Origin of the sequence: Modestobacter sp. SSW1-42 (assembly GCF_046635825.1) — a bacterium.
GTDB lineage: Bacteria > Actinomycetota > Actinomycetes > Mycobacteriales > Geodermatophilaceae > Modestobacter.
Window position 1 is genome coordinate 36,085 of sequence record NZ_JBISCA010000004.1, and the last position, 17,653, is coordinate 53,737.

Genomic DNA, 17,653 nt, shown 5'->3' on the forward strand with positions numbered 1-17,653 from the left:
GCTGGATCGTCCCCTGCCCGCCCCGGCCGGGTTCAGCCGGGCACCGTCACGCGGTCCGGCGCAGCGGGCCGGCCGCGGCGAAGTCGGCCAGCGTCCGCCGCAGCGCCACACCCGGGGAGTCCGCCGGCACGTGCAGCTCGTCGCGGGGGAGCAGCGGCAGCCCGGTGCTCCCCAGCCCCGCCGCCAGCTCCAGGTCCGCGGCGAGCACCGCGTCGGCCTCGGCCACCGCGGCCGCCACGTCGTCGGGGGTGAGCGCGGTCCCGTCCGGCGGGGTGAGGAACAGGCAGGAGTAGACCCGGGTCGAGTCCTCGTCCTCCGGTTGCAGCAGGTGGAGCGTGGTGCGGGCGGCCCCGGTGCCGAGCTCGTCGGTGCGCACCCGCAGCTGGAACGGCGCCCGGTGGACGGCGGTGGTGCGCCGGAGCCCGCCGCCGGCGGACCGCTCCACCCGCACGCTCGTCGACCCGCCCGCCTCCGGCGTCACCTCCGCGACCGGCTCGTGCGTCGCGTCGGCGCCCGGGTGGACGACGGGGACGTGCGCGGCGTCGAGGAACAGGTCGGCCAGCGGCCCGGCCGGCGCTGGGCTGCGGGCGGGTGGCAGCCAGGCGTGGACCGCCCGCGGGTCGGTGGACTCGGGGACCGCCAGCGGGGAGTCCCGTGGCTCGGCCGGGGCGATCCACACCAGGCCGTGCCGCTCGACGACGCCCCAGGCGGGCGGGTCGGCGTCCAGCGCGCCGTCGTGGCGGTGCACCGTCCACGTGCGGCCGAGCAGCCGGGCCTGCACCCAGCCGCCCTCGTGCAGCTCACCGGCCAGCGCCACCGGGTGCCAGGCGTGCGCGAGCGAGGGGTCGAGGTTGCCCAGCACCGGCCCCGCCGGGGTGGGCAGTGCGGGCACCGGCTCCGGCGTGGGGACGGCGTCCCCCGACCGCGGTGGCCGCACCGCCGGCGTCCGCTCGGGGGCCAGCCACACCCAGCCGTCGCGCTCCTCGACCGCCCAGGGGCCCGTGAGGTCGGCGCGGGGCGGTGGCGTGCCGGCCGGGCCCAGCGACGGGATGTCGACGCAGCGGCCCTCGGCGTCGAACTGCCAGCCGTGGTACGGGCACTGCACCCGGCCGTCGACCACCGTCGCGTGCGCCAGCGGCACCAGCCGGTGCGGGCAGCGGGCCGACAGCGCGGTCACCTCCGCGCCCGGCCGCAGCCGCAGCACGACGTAGGCCTGCCCGCCGGCGCCCACCGGCAGCGGCGTCGTCCCGACCTGGGCGGAGCGGGCCACCGGGTACCAGCCGGTGGCGGCCCGGCCGGCCGGAGGCGTGGCGGTCCGGGCGCTCGCGGTCCACGGGGAGGCCATGCACCTCATGGCACCAGGCCGCGGTTTCCCCGGGATTGCGGCCGGGTGCACTCTCGGGATCTTCCGGTGCGCTTCCGTAACCAATGGGACACGAAGTCTGTCCACGTGGGCGGGGACACCCTAGGGTGACCGCGATCACCCTCAGGCCACGCACAGTGAGGTGCCACCGTGACCCCACCGAACGAACGCAAGCTCTTGACCCCCCAGGAGTACCGGCAGGCGCAGGACTCCCCGGAGTTCGCAGAGCTGCGTCGCCGGTTCCGTCGCTTCGCCGTCCCCATGACCGTGGCCTTCCTGGCCTGGTACCTGCTCTACGTGCTGCTCAGCACGTACGCGAACGACTTCATGTCCACCGAGGTCTTCGGCAACGTCAACCTGGGCCTGCTCCTGGGCCTGGGCCAGTTCGTGTCGACCTTCGCGATCACCACGCTCTACGTCCGGTACTCCGGCCGCACCACCGACCCGATCGCCGACGAGATGCGCGAGCGTCTCGAGAACCACGACTTCGGCTCCGCTCCCCGCAGCGGCCGCAAGGGGGCCACCCGTGCATGACGTGATCGCCGCCGACGCCGCCACCATCGGCGAGCCGGCCGTCAACATCTCGATCTTCGGCGTGTTCGTGCTGATCACCCTGGTGATCACCTTCCGCGCCAGCCGCAGCAACAAGAGCGCCGCCGACTTCTACGCCGCCGGGCGCAACATCGGCGGCACCCAGAACGGCCTGGCCATCGCCGGTGACTACCTGTCGGCCGCCTCGTTCCTCGGGATCGCCGGCGCCATCGCCGTCTACGGCTACGACGGCTTCCTGTACTCGATCGGCTTCCTCGTCGCCTGGCTGGTGGCGCTGCTGCTGGTCGCCGAGCTGCTGCGCAACACCGCCCGCTTCACCATGGCCGACGTCCTGGCCTTCCGGATGCGGCAGGGGCCGGTGCGCACTGCGGCCGCGCTGTCCACCCTGGTGGTCAGCCTCTTCTACCTGCTGGCCCAGATGGCCGGTGCCGGTGGCCTGGTCACCCTGCTGCTCGGCGTCACCGGGGAGGCCGCGCAGGCCGCCACGGTCGTCGTCGTCGGCGCGCTGATGATCTTCTACGTGCTCGTCGGCGGCATGCGCGGCACCACGTACGTGCAGGTCATCAAGGCGACGCTGCTCATCGCCGGCGCCTTCGTGATGACCGTGTGGGTGCTGGGCAAGTACGGGTTCAACCTCTCCGCGCTGCTCGGTGCCGCGCAGGACAGCTCGGACGCCGCGAAGACCCCGCGTCAGGTGCTCAGCCCCGGCGCCCAGTACGGCGCCACCGGGACCTCGAAGCTCGACTTCATCTCCCTGGGCCTGGCCCTGGTGCTCGGCACCGCCGGCCTGCCGCACGTGCTGATGCGCTTCTACACGGTGCCCACGGCCAAGGACGCCCGGAAGTCGGTCGTCTGGGCCATCTGGCTGATCGGCGTCTTCTACCTGTTCAGCCTGGTCATCGGCTACGGGTCCGGCGCCCTCGTCGGTGCCGACCGGATCCTGGCCGCCCCGGGCGGGGTCAACGCCGCGGCCCCGCTGCTGGCCTTCGAGCTGGGCGGCACCGCGCTGCTGGGCATCATCGCCGGCGTCGCGTTCGCGACCATCCTGGCCGTCGTCGCGGGTCTGACGATCACCGCGTCGGCGTCCTTCGCGCACGACGTCTACGCCTCGGTGATCAAGAAGGGCCAGAGCTCGGCGGACGCCGAGGTCCGGGTCGCCCGGATCGCCGCGATCGTGATCGGCGCGGTGGCGATCGGCCTGGGCATCCTGGCGCTGCAGGCCGGCCTGAACATCGCGTTCCTGGTCGCCCTGGCGTTCGCCGTGGCCGCGTCGGCGAACCTGCCGACCATCCTCTACACGCTGTTCTGGAAGGGCTTCACCACCCGGGGCGCGCTGTGGTCGATCTACGGCGGGCTCATCGCCTGCGTCACGCTGATCATCTTCTCCCCGGTCGTCTCCGGGGCCCCGGTCAACGCGACCACCGGCAAGAGCACCTCGCTGATCCAGGGCGTGGACTTCTCCTGGTTCCCGCTCAACAACCCGGCGATCGTCTCCATCCCGCTGTCGTTCTTCCTCGGCTGGCTGGGCACCAAGCTCTCCAAGGAGCGCCCGGACGTCGACAAGTACGCCGAGCTCGAGGTCCGGTCGCTGACCGGCATCGGTGCGGAGAAGGCCGTCCAGCACTGAGGCAGGACCCCGGCTCCCGCAACGACGCGGGAGCCGGGCGGCAACGCCCCGCGAGGCGCGTCCCCCGGCTGGGGACGCGCCTCGCGTCGTGTGTGGGCCGTTGCGCCGGGATCAGGTCACCTGATCGTGCGTGCTCCGGGCTCACGGTGGGAGGTGAGCCAGGAGCACGCACGGTGAGCCAGGACGGTCGCTGTGGACGGCGGTAGCGGATGCGGCCCCGCCGGCCGGCTCAGGCGGCGGTCGCGGCGACCGGGACGGTGGCGGAGGCGGTCTCGTGAGCCGGGACGACGGCGGGGCGGCGGCGCCGGGCGACGGAACGGGCGACCAGCCCGAGGAGCACCACGCTGCCGGCGACGGCGTGCTGACCGGGGGCGGTCAGCGCCACGACGATCGCGGCGACGTAGAGCAGGGAGAGCAGCGCGGCCGAGGGCGTCAGGCCGCGGGGCAGGCGCAGGGCGGGGGCGTGCAGCGCGGGGAGGCGCGGCGTGGACGCGGTGGGGACGGACAGGTGCACGGCAGGGCCTCCAGCGAGCGGGCGGATGAGCGGGCGAACGCCCGCCGGGCCGGCGTCCCAGGTCCGCAGCGGGGCGGGACCGGGACGCCGGCACGGCGACGGCGCAGGGGCGTCTCTCCGGTCAGGAGAGACGGGACCTCACTTGAGGGCGTCCTTGGCCTTCTGGAGCAGACCGGTCATCGGGGCCGGCGGGGTGCCGTACAGACGCGGGTCACCCGGGGGCAGGATCGGGGCGTCGGCGGTCGCGGCGATGGGGGCGGCGCGGAACACGTTGTCGGTGCCGTCCAGCGCCGGGCCGTTGGCCCAGCGGCCGTTGGCGGCGTCGGGGCCGTCCGAGGCGTCGATGAACGTGTAGGCGAACTCGGGGAGCTCCTCGCTCAGCGGGAAGGCCTCGGGCACCGGGATGCCGTCCAGGCCGTCGGCCTTGAGCTCCTCCATCGCGGCGAGCCACTGCTGCTGGTGCATGTGGTCGCGGGTGAGCAGGAAGCGCAGCAGGTCCTTGACGCCCGGGTCGTCGGTCATGTTCCACAGGCGGGCGACCTGCAGGCGGCCCTGCATCTCGGCGGTGGCGTTGTAGGAGAAGTCCGCCATCAGGTTGCCGCTGGCGGTCACGTACGCGCCGGTCCACGGGTTGCCCATGGAGTCCATGTAGGAGGCGCCGCCGCCGTTGACGATCGGGTGCTGCGGGTTGTGCTGGCCGTAGCCGGCGGCGGCCTCCTTGGTGCGGTCCGCGGCGTCGGGCTTGAGCGGCATGTGGTCGAGCAGCCGGTCGATCATCGTCACGATCATCTCGACGTGGGCCAGCTCCTCGGTGCCGATGGCCAGGAGCATGTCCTTGTACTTGCCGGGCAGGCGACAGTTCCAACCCTGGAGCAGGTACTGGGTGGCGACGGTCATCTCGCCCCACTGACCGCCCAGGACCTCCTGCATCTTGCGGGCGAAGTCGGCGTCGGGACCGTCGGGCTTGGCCTCGAACTGGAGTGCGTGGGTGTGCGTGAACACGGGCGTTCTCCCTCTGCGTCGTCGGTGCCGCCGCTCTCGCGTCGACAACAGACAGATGCCCCCGGCCGCTGTCACCCCGGTGCCGTCCGGTGGCCCGCAGGGGCCGACCTGTTCAGGCCCCTGCCGCGACCCCCGCCGGACGCCGCGGCCAGACCGTGCAGCTGACCGCCCACAGCAGCTCCAGCCCCAGGATCAGTGCCAGCAGCGGGAACTCCGCCCGCAGCGCCTCGCTGCGCTCGGGCACGTCGACCCAGGCGATGAGCCCGAGCAGGACGACGCCGGCGATCGACACCGCGAGCAGCGTCCGGCCGACGTCGGCCCAGCAGGCGCGGGTGTACGCCGCACCGGTCGGCTTCACCGGGGCCGGCCCGCCGGCGAAGCGGTGGGCGAACCGGACGTCGGCCCAGTGCACGAGCCGGTGCCCGTAGGCGACCGAGAAGCCGAGGTACAGCGCGGCCAGCCCGTGCTCCAGGGAGGCCGTCGCCCCCGACCGCAGGTCCACCGCCGTGGCCACCAGCAGGACGACGTCCAGCAGCGGCGCCGCCAGCAGGAGGACGACGCTCAGTCGCCGGGCGTGCAGGAGGTACCGGGCCGCCAGCCCGCCCAGCACGGCGATCCAGAAGCCGATCTCGCAGGCGATGATCACGGTCAGGACCACGGGTCCCCCTTTGCTGACACAGTTGTGCTCACAACGGCAAGTTAGCACGCCTGTGTACATTCCGGGCGTGCCCCGCCTCATCGACCACGCCGCCCGTGAGGTCGAGGTCGCCGAGGCGGCCTGGCGGGTGCTGTCGACCCGGGGCGTGGGCGCGTTGTCGGTGCGCACGGTGGCCGCCGAGGCCGGGCTGGCCACCGGCTCGCTGCGCCGGGCGTTCCCCACCCAGGACGCGCTGCTCGTCTTCTCCCTGGAGCTGGTGGCCCGGCGGGTGCAGGAGCGCGTCCAGCAGCTCGACCTCACCGCCCCGGCGCCGGAGCCCCAGACGGCCGTGCTGCGGGAGCTGCTCCCGCTCGACGCCGGGCGCCGGCTGGAGATGGAGGTCTTCCTGCACCTGGGCTCCCTGGCCCCGGGCGGCGGTCCGCTCCGCGAGGTCCACGACACCGCGCACCGGGAGCTGGCCGCGGTCGCCGAGCGGGTGCTGAGGTCCTTGGTGCAAGCCGGCTGGGCGCGCGCCGACCTCGACGTCCCGCTCGAGGCACGCCGCCTGCACGCCCTCGTCGACGGGCTGGCCCTGCACCTGGTCCGCCAGGACGCCGGCGCCCCGACCGACTGGGCCACCGACGTCCTCACCGCCCACCTGCGCGCCCTGCGCGCCTGACGACCCCGGCCTCCTGCAGGAGGCCGGCGGTCCGTCGTTCAGCGGTCGGGCAGGCGGACGACGAGGGTGAAGTCGCCGTCCTCGCCCTGGCTCCAGGCCAGCCGGCCGCCCAGCTCGCGGGTCTGCCGCTGCACCGACCACAGGCCCAGTCCGGTGAGGTCGACCGGTGGCGTGGTGCGGCTCAGGTGGCCGAGCACGCGGTCGGCCGGCACCCCGGGCTGGGTGAGCGAGAGGTCGACCCAGTCGCCGCGGCGGTCGGCCCGCAGCCGCACCCGGCGTCCCCCGCCGTGCCGGTGGGCGTTCTCCAGCAGGTTGGTGAGGATCCGCTGCACCCGCGCGTCACCGACCTCGACGTCGGCCGCGCCGTCGTCCAGCCGAAGGTCCAGCTGCTGGGCCGGCAGCCCGGAGGCGGCGACGGAGGCGCGCACCACGTCGGCCAGCGTGCGGACGCCCCGCCGTTCGGAGGCGCCGCCGGTGGCGTCCGCGGTGCGCAGCATGGAGGCCAGGTGGTGGGCCTGGGCGCGGGCCAGCTCCAGCAGCTCCGGGCCCCGGGGGTCGTCGGGGTCGAGCCGGTCCAGCACCGACTCGAGCGCGGCCAGCGGGCTGCGCATGTCGTGGCACATGGCGCGCACCAGCGCGTCGCCGGTGCTCACCGCCGGCGGGGTGGCGTGGGGGAGCCGGCTGCGCACCACGCGCAGCAGGTCGGTGAACAGTCCGGGCAGGGTGGCGGGTCGTGTGTCGGCAGCGAGGGTCACGGGCACCTCCGGGGGAGCGGTCGGTCAGCCACGCCGAGCGCAGCCGATCCTGGGAGTGACGTGGAGGGCTTCGACGCCGGGTCTGGGCACCGTCCCCCCGTGGACGTGGTGGTCGTGGACGACCACCCGTTGTTCAGCCGGGGCCTGGAACTGCTCCTGCCCCCCGAGAGCGACGGGCGGGTGCGGGTCGTGGGAACGACCGATGACGCCTCGGCGGCGGCCGCGCTGGTGCGCCGGCACAACGCCGACGTCGCGATCGTCGACCTGCACATGCCCCCGCCCGGCGGGACCAGGGCCATCGCGGCGATCCGCCGGACCCAGCCGATGGTGCGGGTGGTCGCGTTGTCCGGGCTGGCCGAGGCCGACGCGGCACTCGAGGCGCTGCGGGCCGGGGCCAGCGCGTTCCTGCCCAAGACCACCAGCCCCGAGGCGCTGGTGCGCCCGTTGCTCGCGGTGCTCGACGGCTGGTCGGTCATCCCGGAGTCGCTGCTGCGGCAGTTGCTCGACGACGCGGCCCCCACCGACGACCAGGGCATCGCCGCGAAGCTCTCCGCCGACGACCGGCGGCTGTGGAAGCTGGTCGCGGCCGGCACCAGCACCGTCGACATCGCCACGACGCTGCACGTCTCCGACCGCACGGTGAAGCGGCTGGTGGCCAACCTGCTCCGGCAGCTGCGGGTGTCCACGCGCGTGGAGGCCGCGGCGCTGGCCGGGCGCGTGGGCCTGGTCGCGGACGTCGCGGACACGGGGCGCTGAGCAGGGGGCATCGACGTCCGGTTACCCGCCGGTACGGCGGGCACGCGCGGACCGGACGGTCTCGGTCGTGCCCCAGGGGTGTCGGCGACCGGGCGTGACCGCGGTGGTCCTGCCCGCCGTCGCCGGCGGGGCTACCGGGCCGCGACCCGGATGCCCAGCTCGGCGGCCATCGCCGGCGCCCAGCCGGCGAGCTGGGCGTCGCTGATCGTGCAGCCGCGCAGGCCGGTCACGCCGTCCAGCGCGGTCACCGCGGCACCGCGCAGGTCGACCGAGCGGCTGCGGGAGCCGTTCAGCACCAGCGAGTCGACGGCGCAGTCGACCAGCCGGACGTCGCGCAGGTCGGCGCCGGAGAGGTCGAGCTCACCGATCGTGCAGCCGGTCAGCGTCACGTCGACCAGGGTCGCCCCGCGGGCGTTCAGGAAGTCGACCTTCACGTCCTGCAGGGCCACCCGGGTCAGCCGCGCGCCGGAGGCGGTCACCGCGCCGAACCGGCCGCCGGTCACGACGACGTCCAGCAGGGTGGCGTCGACCAGCGACCAGGCCGGCGTCCGCAGGTCGGCGAACAGGTCGGTGGACAGCCGGGCGCGGTCGAAGCCGACCCCCGCGAGGTCGCACCCGCTCACCTCGCACTCCAGGAGGTGGGCGCCGGCCGCGTCGCCGGCCAGCTCCAGCCCGGCGAAGCGCAGGCCGTCGTACGTGGCGCCCGGGGTCAGCGAGGGGCCGGGTGCGTCCTCGGTCGGCGGGAGCAGGGCGCGCAGGCTGTCGGCGTCGATCGGCACGTGCGGATCCTGCCGCCCTCAGGCCGTCGGGGCGAGAGTGTCGGCCCATGCACCGGACGCGGCGCGGGCGAAGTCGGCGGCCTCGTCGGCGGCCATGTCCCGCGCCGCGTAGCCGCCGCTGCCGGCGCCCACGCAGGCCAGCACGGTGACCAGACCGGCCCGCCGCTGGAACGGCGACTGGCGCACCTGCCAGCCCACCACCGCCCGGCGCTGCAGCACCGCGTGCTCGCGCACCAGCCACCCCGAGCGCACCGCGAACGACCGGGGGCCGGCGGCATGACCGGTCGCGGCGTACCGCGCCAGCCCCAGCGGGACGCCGAGCCCGGTGAGCACCGCCCCGGCCACCAGCAGCGGCCACCAGCCCGAGGTGGCGGTCAGCACGAGGCCGGCGAGCAGGACCAGGGCGCCGGGCACGACGCCGCGCACCACCGACCGCCGCCGGGCCGCGGCCGGGTGGCGCCGCAGCGGGCCGGTGGGCTCGACCAGCCGGTCGGCCAGCGCCCACGCCTGCTCCTGCGGCCCCAGCGGCAGCAGCTGCCCGCGGCGGGCGGCGTCCCCGAGGCCGGTGACCAGCGCGCTGGCGCGGGCCGCGCCGACCAGCCGCATGCCGACGCCCTGGCTGACGGTGCAGCCGCGGATCCGGTCGACCTCAAGCTCGGTGTGCCGCCGGGTGACCAGCCCGCGGGTGGCGATCAGCGACCCGCCGCGACGCACGAGCCGGAAGCGCCAGTTCACGACCGCGCTGCCGGCGATCGAGCCGACCACCAGCACCACCAGCCCACCACCCAGCACCACGGCGGCGAGCACCCCGTCGGACACCCCCGGCCGGGCCACCTCCGGCACGAACCGGTCGGGCACCTCGTCCAGCAGCCGGAACAGCGCACCGAACGCCGCCATGGGCACCGCGAGGTAGCTGCCGACCAGCGGCGAGTACAGCAGCCAGCGCGGGTCGAACCGGGTGACGACCTCCTCGTCCTCCTCCACCACCGGCGCGGCGACGTCCCCGGGTTCGACGCCGGCGGGCACGCCCCGGCGGACCAGCAGCCGGGCGCGCAGCCGGTCGCCCTCGGCGCGGGACACCCCGTCGACCACGAGCTCCTCGCCGGTGGCGCCCACCGACCCCGCCGCGGCGTCCACCTTCAGCCGCACCAGCCCGAACAGCCGGTGCAGCACGGGCGCCTCGACCTCCACGCCCCGGACCCGGTCCAGCGGCACGGTGCGCACCGAGCGGGACACCAGCCCGCGGGTCACGACCATCGAGGTGTCGCTGACCGCGTAGCTGAACCGCCACCACGACAGCGCCGCCCACAGCAGCGACAGCAGCGTCACCCCGACGACCAGGGCGACGACGGTGAGGGTGCCGCCCTCGAAGCCGCGGGCGGCGCCCAGCCCCAGGGCCGCGGGCACGAGCGCCCGCGCCTGCCGGAAGGTGATCGTGTGCAGCAGCAGGACCCAGCGCGACGTGCGCTGCCCGGCCGCCGCGGCCGGTCCGGTCACGTGGCCTCGTCCCGCACCTGCTCCGCCCGCCGGGCGAGGTCCTCGGCGACGCGGCGGGCCACCTCCACCTCGAGGTGGGGGATGCGGACGGTGCCCTGCGACGAGGCGGTCAGCACCGCGACGGTGGCCAGGCCGAACAGCTGCTGCACCAGGCCGCGGTTGACGTCGACGGTCTGGATCCGGCTGATCGGCACCAGCGTCCACGTCCGGTCCAGCCAGCCGGTGAGGGTGTAGACGGCGTCGCCGGTGACCTCCCACCGGTGCACCCGGTAGCGCAGCCGGGGCCGCACCCCGATGGTCACGACACCGATCAGGACGACGAGCGCGGGGCCGACCCAGCGGACGATCGTGGCGGGCGCGCCCGAGTCGCCCGGCACGACGATGATCGCGACGGCGACGAGCACCGCGTAGAACAGGGTGCCGATCACGCCCTGGACGGTCCACAGCCCGATCGCCGAGCGGGACAGTGACCAGGCGGGTTCCCGGGCGGGGGCCGGCAGGGCAGTGGACATCGCCGCCATCCTGGCAGGGGAGGGTGTGAGCCGGGCCGCATCGCCGCGGTGGCGCGCGCCTGCGTGCCACGATGGATCGCGTGATGATGCCCCAGCAGGTGCCGACCGTCCCCGCCTCCGAGGTCCCCGCGGACGCCGTCGTCCTCGACGTGCGCGAGGACGACGAGTGGGCCGCCGGGCACGTCGAGGGCGCCACGCACATCCCGATGGGCCAGGTCCCGGCCCGGCTCGACGAGCTGCCCGAGGGCGACCCGCTCTACGTCACCTGCCGCGGCGGCGGCCGCTCCGCCCGGGTGGCGGCGTGGCTCAACCAGAACGGCTACGACGCGGTGAACGTCGGCGGCGGCATGGGCGAGTGGGACGCAGCCGGCCGCCCCATGGTCAGCGAGACCGGCCGCCCGCCCTACGTCGTGTAGCCGTCATGGAGTCCCAGGGCGCCGGAAACGCACCCTGGGGACTCCATCAGCGGCCGGCGAAGCGGGCGCGCAGGTCCTTCTTGGAGAACTTGCCGACGCTGGTCTTGGGCACCTCGTCGATGAACTCCACGTTCTCCGGCAGCCACCAGGAGGCGACCAGCGGCCGCAGGTGGTCCAGCACCTGCGCCTCGGTCAGCGTCTCGCCGGGCTTGACGACGACGCAGGCCAGCGGGCGCTCGCCCCACGTCGGGTGCGGCACCGCCACGACCGCGGCCTCGGCCACCGCGGGGTGGCTCATGATCGCGTTCTCCAGGTCGACCGAGGAGATCCACTCGCCGCCGGACTTGATCAGGTCCTTGGTGCGGTCGGCGATCCGGATGCTGCCGAACTCGTCCATGGCGGCGATGTCGCCGGTCTTCATCCAGCCGTCCTCGGTGGTCAGCTCGCCGGGGGAGTCGGGCCGGTGGTACTCGGCGGCGCACCAGGGCCCGCGCACCTGCAGCTCGCCGGTCGCGACGTCGTCCCAGGGGAGCTCGTCCGTGGTCCCGGCGGTGACGACCCGCGCCTGGACGCCGAACAGCGGCACGCCCTGCCGGGCCCGGCGCGCGGCCTTCATGGCGTCGTCGGCGTCCGCGTAGCGGGGGGCGAGCGTGCCGCCGGAGGCGACCGGGTGGGTCTCGGTCATGCCCCAGGCCTGGTAGATGGGCAGCCCGACCTGCTCGCGGTAGGCCTCCGACAGCGCCGCGGGCACCGCCGAGCCGCCGCAGCCGATCTTGCGCAGCCGGTGCTCGCGGCCGGCCAGGTGCGGCAGCATGCCCTGCCAGATCGTCGGCACCCCGGCGGTGAAGGTGACCCCCTCGGCGACGATCAGGTCGGCCAGCGCCTGCGGCTGCATCATCGCGCCGGGGAACACCATCGCGGCACCCGCGGCCGGGGCGGCCTGGGCCAGCCCCCACGCGTTGGCGTGGAACATCGGCACGACCGGCATGGCGACGTCCTCCACCCCGATGCCGAAGCCGTTGGGCGCGATCACCGCCATCGCGTGCAGCACCGTCGAGCGGTGCGAGTAGAGGACGCCCTTCGGGTTGCCGGTGGTGCCGGACGTGTAGCACATCGACGCGGCGGTGTTCTCGTCCCGGACGACGCCGAACGCGGCCGGCTCGGCGGCGGCCAGCAGCGTCTCGTAGTCGGCCACCCGCGGGTCGTCGGGCACCTCGTTGGTCCCGCCGTCGTCCATCACCACCACGTGCCGGACGGTCGGCATGGTGTCGATCAGCGGCCACAGCAGCGGCAGCACGGTGCGGTCGACGAAGACGACCTCGTCCTCGCCGTGGTTGACGATGTAGGTCAGCTGCTCGGGGAACAGCCGGATGTTGAGCGTGTGCAGCACCCGCCCGGAGCACGGGACGGCGTAGTACAGCTCCAGGTGCCGCTGGCTGTTCCAGGCGAACGTGCCGACCCGGCCGTCGGCGCTGACGCCCAGGGTGTCCAGCACGCCGCCCAGCCGCCGGGTGCGGTCGGCCCACGCGGCGTAGGTGCTGCGGACCAGGCCACCGGGCCCGTTGGTGACGATCGGGACGTCGCCGTGGTGCTGTTCGACGTGCCGGAAGATCATGTCGACGGTCAGGGGGACGTCCTGCATCAGCCCGAGCATGGGCCGCATGCTGCCAGTGACGCGGCTCACGATCTACTGGTGGCGTGAGCAGAGCACCGAGAGTGGACGACGGCATCATCCAGGTCGACGGCGACCGGCTGGTGCTGCCCGACGGCAGCCCGATCGTGCTGCGCGGGGTCGGGCTGGGCGGCTGGATGAACATGGAGAACTTCATCACCGGCTACCCGGGGACGGAGTCCCAGCAGCGCAGCGCACTGCGGAAGGCCCTGGGCGACGAGGGTTACCAGCGGTTCTTCGACCGCTTCCTGACCGACTTCTTCACCGACGCCGACGCCGAGCACCTGGCCTCGCTCGGCCTCAACTGCGTGCGCATCCCCTTCAACTACAAGCACTTCGAGGACGACGACCGGCCCGGTGAGCTGAAGGAGGAGGGCTTCCGCCGGCTGGACCAGGCGGTGGAGGCCTGCGCGCGGGCGGGGATCTACTCGATCCTGGACCTGCACGCCGTCCCGGGCGCCCAGAACCAGCACTGGCACAGCGACAACCCCACCCACTGGGCGCACTTCTGGACCCACCGGCACTTCCAGGACCGTGTCGTCGGGCTGTGGGAGGCCCTCGCCGACCACTACCAGGACAACCCGTGGGTGGCCGGCTACAACCCGGTCAACGAGCCCGGGGACGCCGTCGGTGAGGCGATCGGCCCGTTCTACCGGCGGCTGGAGGAGGCGATCCGGGCGGTCGACCCCCGGCACGTGCTCTTCCTCGACGGCAACCGGTACTCGACCCAGTTCGACCAGCTCGGCGACCCGCTGCCCAACACCGTCTACACCGCACACGACTACGCGCTGCCCGGCTTCGTCGACGGCGGGCCGTACCCCGGCGTCAGCCGCGGGAAGTTCGTCGACCGGGACGTCGTCGAGCAGACATTCCTGGAGCGGACGGCGTACATGCGCCAGACCGGGACGCCGATCTGGGTCGGCGAGTTCGGCCCGGTCTACACCGGCGACCCCGAGCGCGACGCCATGCGCTACCAGCTGCTGACCGACCAGCTCGACATCTACCGCGAGCACGGGGCCAGCTGGGCGCTGTGGACCTACAAGGACATCGGCCTGCAGGGCCTGGTCACGGTGCCGCCGTCCGCGCCCTACCTGCAGCGGATCGCGCCGGTGCTGGAGAAGAAGGCCCGGCTCGGCGTCGACTCGTGGGGGTCGACCGACGCCGGCGTCCGCGACGTCCTGGGGCCGATCGAGGAGCTGGTCGCCCGCGAGTTCCCCGACTTCCAGCCCTACCCGTGGGGCCAGCACCGGTGGCTGCACGGGATCGTGCGGCACGTGCTGCTGGCCGAGGCGATGGTCGGCGACTTCGGGGCGGTGTTCGAGGGCGTCACCCCCGACGAGGCCGCCGAGCTCGCCGGCGACTTCGCCTTCGAGCGCTGCGTCCAGCGCGAGCCGCTGGCCCGGCTGCTGCGGGAGTCCTCGGCGTCCTGAGCAGGGCGTCCTCCTCCTGCAGGCCGCACGTCCCGGGGTCGGGCCAGCCCGACCCCGGGACACCTGCTGGCGGCATCGTCACCGCGCCCGGTCCGGCGCAGGCTCGGTGCATGAGGACCTGGCGACGGACACGCGACGTGACGACAGCGGGAGGTGGGGACCCGACGTCCGACGTCGTCTCGCTGACCGGGGTGAGCCACACCTACGGCACCGGCGACTCCACGGTGCACGCGCTGCGGGAGGTGACGGTCGGGATGCCCCGCGGGTCGTTCACCGCCGTGATGGGCCCCTCCGGCTCGGGCAAGAGCACGTTCCTGCAGACCGCCGCCGGGCTGGACCGGCCGACCTCGGGCTCGGTGCGGATCGGGGGCACCGAGCTGACCGGGCTGACGGAGGACGAGCTGACCCGGCTGCGCCGGGAGCGGGTCGGGTTCGTCTTCCAGTCGTTCAACCTGCTGCCCTCGCTGACCGCGGCGGAGAACGTGCTGCTCCCGCTGCGGCTGGCCGGCCGTCCCGCCGGCCGCCGGGAGGCGCAGGCGGTGCTCGACCGGGTCGGCCTGGGCGCCCACGGGCACCGCCGCCCGGCGGAGCTGTCCGGCGGCCAGCAGCAGCGGGTGGCGATCGCCCGGGCGCTGGTCAGCGCCCCCGACGTCGTCTTCGGCGACGAGCCGACCGGTGCGCTCGACAGCGGGACGGCGGCCGAGGTGCTCGGGCTGCTGCGCGGCATCGTCGACGCCGAGGGGGCGACGGTGGTGATGGTGACCCACGACCCGCTGGCGGCCTCGGTCGCCGACCGCGTGGTCTTCCTCGCCGACGGCGGGCTCGTCGCTGACCTGGAGCGCCCCTCGGTGCACGAGATCGCCGACCGCATGATCACGCTGACCCGGGGCGCCGGTGCGCTGGTCGCGCCGGGGGTGCGGTGATGGGCAACGGCCTGGCCCGGGCCTCGATCCGCTTCCGGCCGACGGCGTTCGCCGGTGCCTTCGTGGCGCTGCTGTTCGCCTCGGTCGTCGTCGTCGCCAGCGCGCTGTTCCTGCAGAGCGGGGTCGCCCTCTCCGCGCAGCCGGTGCGCTACGCCGACGCGGCGGTCGTGGTGGCCGCCGACGACCAGGTGCGCCACGGCGAGGGCGACTGGGAGACCACCCTCCCGCTGGCCGAGCGCCCGCTCGTCGACGCCGCCCTGGCCGACCGGCTCGCCGGCGTCCCCGGCGTCGCCGCGGTCGTGCCGGACGTGTCGGCCACGGTCACCGCCGGGACGGCGACCTGGTCGGCCGCCGGCTGGTCGCGCACCGCGCTGGAGCCCGGCGCCACGGCGGTCGCCGACGGGGCACCCGGTACCGGTCAGGTCGTGCTCACCGACGCGGCCGCGGGTGCGGCCGGCGTGGGGGTGGGCGACACGCTCGAGCTGGCCACGCCCGGTGGCACCCGGCCGGTCACCGTCGCAGGCCTGCGCACGGTCGCCGGCGGGCCGGACGTCTGGCTCGCCGACGTCGACGCGGCGGCGCTGGCCGGACACCCCGGCCGGGTCGAGGCGATCGCGGTGCGCGCCGCCGAGGGCGTCTCGGCGTCCGAGCTGCGCGGTGCCGTCCACCAGGCCCTGGCCGGCGTGCCCGGACCGCCGACCGGCCTGGTCGTCGTGACCGGGGACGAGCGCGGGGAGGTCGAGACCGCCGGGTTCGGCGCCTCGAAGGAGACGCTGACGGCGATCGGCGGGTCGCTGGGCGGGGTGCTGCTCGTGGTGGCGCTGTTCGTGGTCGTCTCGACCACCTCCCTCGCCGTCGAGCAGCGCTCCCGCGAGCTCGCCCTGCTCCGCGCGATCGGTGCGACGCCCCGGCAGCTGCGGCGCACCGTGGCGACCGAGACGGCGCTGGTCGCGCTGCTCGCCGCCCCGCTCGGCCTGGTCCCCGGGCTGTTCCTGGCCCGCTGGCTGCTCGGCGCGATGACCGAGCGCGGCTACCTGCTCCCCGGGCTCGCGCTGTCCACCGGGCCGGTCGCCTTCCTGGTCACGGTGCTCGTCGTGGCCGGTGCCGCGATGGCGGCCGGGCTGCTGGCCGCCCGCCGTCCGGCGCGCATCCGGCCCGCCGAGGCCCTCCGGGAGGCCAGCCTGGCCGGCAGCCGGCTGGGCCCGCTGCGCTGGGTGCTCGGGCTGACCGCGCTGGCCGGCAGCGTGCCGCTGGCGATCGTGTCGGCCACCGTCCCCGGTGAGCTGGGCATGGGCCTGGCCGCCACGGTCGTGCTCACCCTGCTGCTGGCCATCGGCCTGCTCGGCCCGGTCGTGGCCGGTGCGGTGTCCCGGGTGGCGCGGCCGGTGCTCGACCGGTTCGGGGCGCCGGGCCGCCTCGCCGCCGCCAACGGCCGCACCAACGCCCGTCGGCTCGCCTCGGCGATCACGCCGCTGGTCATGGCCGTCGCCTTCGCCGGCACGATGTTCCTGCTCCAGGGCAGCGTCGACCGGGCCACCACGCACCAGCGCGAGGCGGCCGTGGTGGCCGACACCGTGGTCTCGGCCGGCCCCGCGGGGCTGCCGGTCGACCTCCCCGCGCAGGTCGCGGCGCTGCCCGGCGTCGGCGCGGCGGTGGGGGTGCTGCCCGGCTCGGTGGCGACCCCGTCGGTGGGGGAGCTGCTGCCGCACAGCGCGGCCGGGGTCACCGGCGACCCGGCGCTGCTGACGCAGGCCCTCGACGTCGGCCTCCGCAGCGGGGACCTGACCGCCCTGCGCCCCGGCGGTGAGGGGACGGTCGCGCTCGACGTGCTGCTGGCCGACTCGCTGGACGCCCGCGTGGGCGAGCCGGTGGAGCTGGTCGCCCCCGACGGGGCCACGATCCGCCCGAGCGTGGTCGCGCTCTACGACCGGGGACTCGGGGTGGCCGCCGCCCTGCTGCCGGCGGAGACGCTGCGTCGGCACCTGACGACGCCGGTGCTGCGGGAGCTGCTGGTGCGGCACGACGGACCGGTGCAGGCCGGTGACCTGGCCGCGCTGCAGACCGTGGCCGGCCCGGCGACGCAGGTCGCCGGCCCCGGCCCGGACGGCGCCCCCGCGGTGGTCGGCGGGGCGTCGGACAGCTGGCTGGACATCGTGTTCGCGGCGGGCCTGGCCGGCTTCGCGGCGATCGCGGCGGCCAACACCCTGGTCATGATCACCCTGGCCCGCCGCCGCGAGGTGGGGCTGCTCGGCATGGTCGGGGCGACCCGCCGTCAGGTGCTGCGCACCGCGCGCCTGGAGGCCCTGGTGGTGGCCGGCGCCGCGATCGGGCTGGGCTCGCTGATCGCCTGGGGCACGCTGCTGCCCTCGGTGGTGGGCGCGACCGGGTCCGGGCCGTACGTGCCGCCGGTGCTGACCGCGGGGGTGCTCGGCGGGGTCGTCGTCCTGGCGCTGTCCTGCACCGTCGTACCCACCCGCGTGCTGCTGCGTGGGGCCCGCGCGGGGGCGGTCGGTACGCGAGAGTGACCGCCTCGTACTCG

17 protein-coding genes are annotated in these 17,653 nt (G+C 75.1%); 8 read left to right on the forward strand and 9 right to left on the reverse strand.

The genetic code is table 11. The features are described from left to right. Positions 1-46 precede the first annotated feature (46 nt). Positions 47-1,345 (reverse strand): Rieske 2Fe-2S domain-containing protein, encoded by a 1,299-nt coding sequence (locus ACGBYP_RS14510; protein WP_411585279.1) that lies wholly within the window; start codon positions 1,343-1,345, stop codon positions 47-49. Between the two features lie 168 nt (positions 1,346-1,513). Between ACGBYP_RS14510 and ACGBYP_RS14515 the strand changes: the two genes are divergently transcribed. After that, entirely contained in the window at positions 1,514-1,897 is a 384-nt protein-coding gene (locus ACGBYP_RS14515) for a DUF485 domain-containing protein (protein WP_411585280.1), read from the forward strand. Continuing rightward, positions 1,890-3,542, forward strand: a complete 1,653-nt coding sequence (locus ACGBYP_RS14520; protein ID WP_411585281.1) for a cation acetate symporter — start codon at positions 1,890-1,892, stop codon at positions 3,540-3,542. Before ACGBYP_RS14515 ends, ACGBYP_RS14520 begins: the two co-directional genes overlap by 8 nt. A 229-nt stretch (positions 3,543-3,771) precedes the next feature. Here ACGBYP_RS14520 and ACGBYP_RS14525 read toward each other — a convergent pair whose 3' ends face one another. The 3 genes from ACGBYP_RS14525 to ACGBYP_RS14535 all read right to left on the reverse strand — a co-directional run bounded on the left by ACGBYP_RS14525 (position 3,772) and on the right by ACGBYP_RS14535 (position 5,716). Beyond that, positions 3,772-4,056 (reverse strand): hypothetical protein, encoded by a 285-nt coding sequence (locus tag ACGBYP_RS14525; RefSeq protein ID WP_411585282.1) that lies wholly within the window; start codon positions 4,054-4,056, stop codon positions 3,772-3,774. Positions 4,057-4,194: 138 nt separating this feature from the next. Next, positions 4,195-5,058: a manganese catalase family protein gene (locus ACGBYP_RS14530; protein ID WP_411585284.1), complete on the reverse strand. Its 864-nt coding sequence runs from the start codon at positions 5,056-5,058 to the stop codon at positions 4,195-4,197. A 112-nt stretch (positions 5,059-5,170) separates the two neighbouring features. Further along, positions 5,171-5,716, reverse strand: a complete 546-nt coding sequence (locus ACGBYP_RS14535) for a hypothetical protein (RefSeq protein WP_411585285.1) — start codon at positions 5,714-5,716, stop codon at positions 5,171-5,173. Between the two features lie 67 nt (positions 5,717-5,783). Here ACGBYP_RS14535 and ACGBYP_RS14540 point away from each other — a divergent pair, with 67 nt between their 5' ends. After that, positions 5,784-6,374: a TetR/AcrR family transcriptional regulator gene (locus ACGBYP_RS14540; RefSeq protein WP_411585286.1), complete on the forward strand. Its 591-nt coding sequence runs from the start codon at positions 5,784-5,786 to the stop codon at positions 6,372-6,374. A 38-nt stretch (positions 6,375-6,412) separates the two neighbouring features. On the opposite strand, the gene ACGBYP_RS14545 is transcribed toward ACGBYP_RS14540, so the two are convergent. Then, positions 6,413-7,129, reverse strand: coding sequence for a sensor histidine kinase (locus ACGBYP_RS14545; protein WP_411585287.1), 717 nt, complete (start codon positions 7,127-7,129; stop codon positions 6,413-6,415). Positions 7,130-7,228: 99 nt separating this feature from the next. Between ACGBYP_RS14545 and ACGBYP_RS14550 the strand changes: the two genes are divergently transcribed. Beyond that, a complete protein-coding gene (locus ACGBYP_RS14550) occupies positions 7,229-7,885 on the forward strand; it encodes a response regulator (protein ID WP_411585288.1) in 657 nt (218 codons plus the stop codon). A 131-nt stretch (positions 7,886-8,016) separates the two neighbouring features. Here the strand turns inward: ACGBYP_RS14550 and ACGBYP_RS14555 are convergent, their stop codons facing one another. The 3 genes from ACGBYP_RS14555 to ACGBYP_RS14565 are packed head-to-tail and all read right to left on the reverse strand — an operon-like array spanning position 8,017 to position 10,673. Further along, positions 8,017-8,664 carry a pentapeptide repeat-containing protein gene (locus ACGBYP_RS14555; RefSeq protein WP_411585290.1) on the reverse strand — a complete coding sequence of 216 codons (648 nt, stop codon included), beginning with the start codon at positions 8,662-8,664 and terminating at the stop codon, positions 8,017-8,019. An 18-nt stretch (positions 8,665-8,682) separates the two neighbouring features. Then, entirely contained in the window at positions 8,683-10,161 is a 1,479-nt protein-coding gene (locus ACGBYP_RS14560) for a PH domain-containing protein (RefSeq protein WP_411585292.1), read from the reverse strand. Further along, complete coding sequence (locus ACGBYP_RS14565; RefSeq protein ID WP_411585294.1) at positions 10,158-10,673, reverse strand: PH domain-containing protein; 516 nt, start codon at positions 10,671-10,673, stop codon at positions 10,158-10,160. Before ACGBYP_RS14565 ends, ACGBYP_RS14560 begins: the two co-directional genes overlap by 4 nt. An 83-nt stretch (positions 10,674-10,756) precedes the next feature. Here ACGBYP_RS14565 and ACGBYP_RS14570 point away from each other — a divergent pair, with 83 nt between their 5' ends. Further along, a complete protein-coding gene (locus tag ACGBYP_RS14570; protein WP_411586056.1) occupies positions 10,757-11,089 on the forward strand; it encodes a rhodanese-like domain-containing protein in 333 nt (110 codons plus the stop codon). A gap of 46 nt (positions 11,090-11,135) precedes the next feature. Here ACGBYP_RS14570 and ACGBYP_RS14575 read toward each other — a convergent pair whose 3' ends face one another. Then, the gene (locus tag ACGBYP_RS14575) at positions 11,136-12,743 is read right to left on the reverse strand and encodes a long-chain fatty acid--CoA ligase (protein WP_411585295.1); all 1,608 of its coding nucleotides are present in this window, start codon (positions 12,741-12,743) and stop codon (positions 11,136-11,138) included. A gap of 62 nt (positions 12,744-12,805) precedes the next feature. On the opposite strand from ACGBYP_RS14575, the gene ACGBYP_RS14580 reads away from it, so the two are divergent. The 3 genes from ACGBYP_RS14580 (at position 12,806) to ACGBYP_RS14590 (ending at position 17,639) form a co-directional block, all read left to right on the forward strand. Next, on the forward strand, positions 12,806-14,191 hold the full coding sequence (locus ACGBYP_RS14580; RefSeq protein WP_411585297.1) for a glycoside hydrolase family 5 protein: 1,386 nt from the start codon (positions 12,806-12,808) through the stop codon (positions 14,189-14,191). A 137-nt stretch (positions 14,192-14,328) separates the two neighbouring features. Beyond that, a complete protein-coding gene (locus ACGBYP_RS14585; RefSeq protein WP_411585299.1) occupies positions 14,329-15,114 on the forward strand; it encodes an ABC transporter ATP-binding protein in 786 nt (261 codons plus the stop codon). Then, entirely contained in the window at positions 15,114-17,639 is a 2,526-nt protein-coding gene (locus ACGBYP_RS14590) for an FtsX-like permease family protein (protein ID WP_411585300.1), read from the forward strand. Before ACGBYP_RS14585 ends, ACGBYP_RS14590 begins: the two co-directional genes overlap by 1 nt. Positions 17,640-17,653 lie beyond the last annotated feature (14 nt).

Excerpts from the sequence above, each read along its gene's own strand:
- ACGBYP_RS14510 (WP_411585279.1), bottom strand. The coding sequence starts at position 1,345 with ATGGCCTCCCCGTGGACCGCGAGCGCCCGGACCGCCACGCCTCCGGCC.
- ACGBYP_RS14565 (WP_411585294.1), bottom strand. The coding sequence starts at position 10,673 with ATGTCCACTGCCCTGCCGGCCCCCGCCCGGGAACCCGCCTGGTCACTG.
- ACGBYP_RS14575 (WP_411585295.1), bottom strand. The coding sequence starts at position 12,743 with ATGCTCGGGCTGATGCAGGACGTCCCCCTGACCGTCGACATGATCTTC.
- ACGBYP_RS14590 (WP_411585300.1), top strand. The coding sequence starts at position 15,114 with ATGGGCAACGGCCTGGCCCGGGCCTCGATCCGCTTCCGGCCGACGGCG.
- ACGBYP_RS14570 (WP_411586056.1), top strand. The coding sequence starts at position 10,757 with ATGATGCCCCAGCAGGTGCCGACCGTCCCCGCCTCCGAGGTCCCCGCG.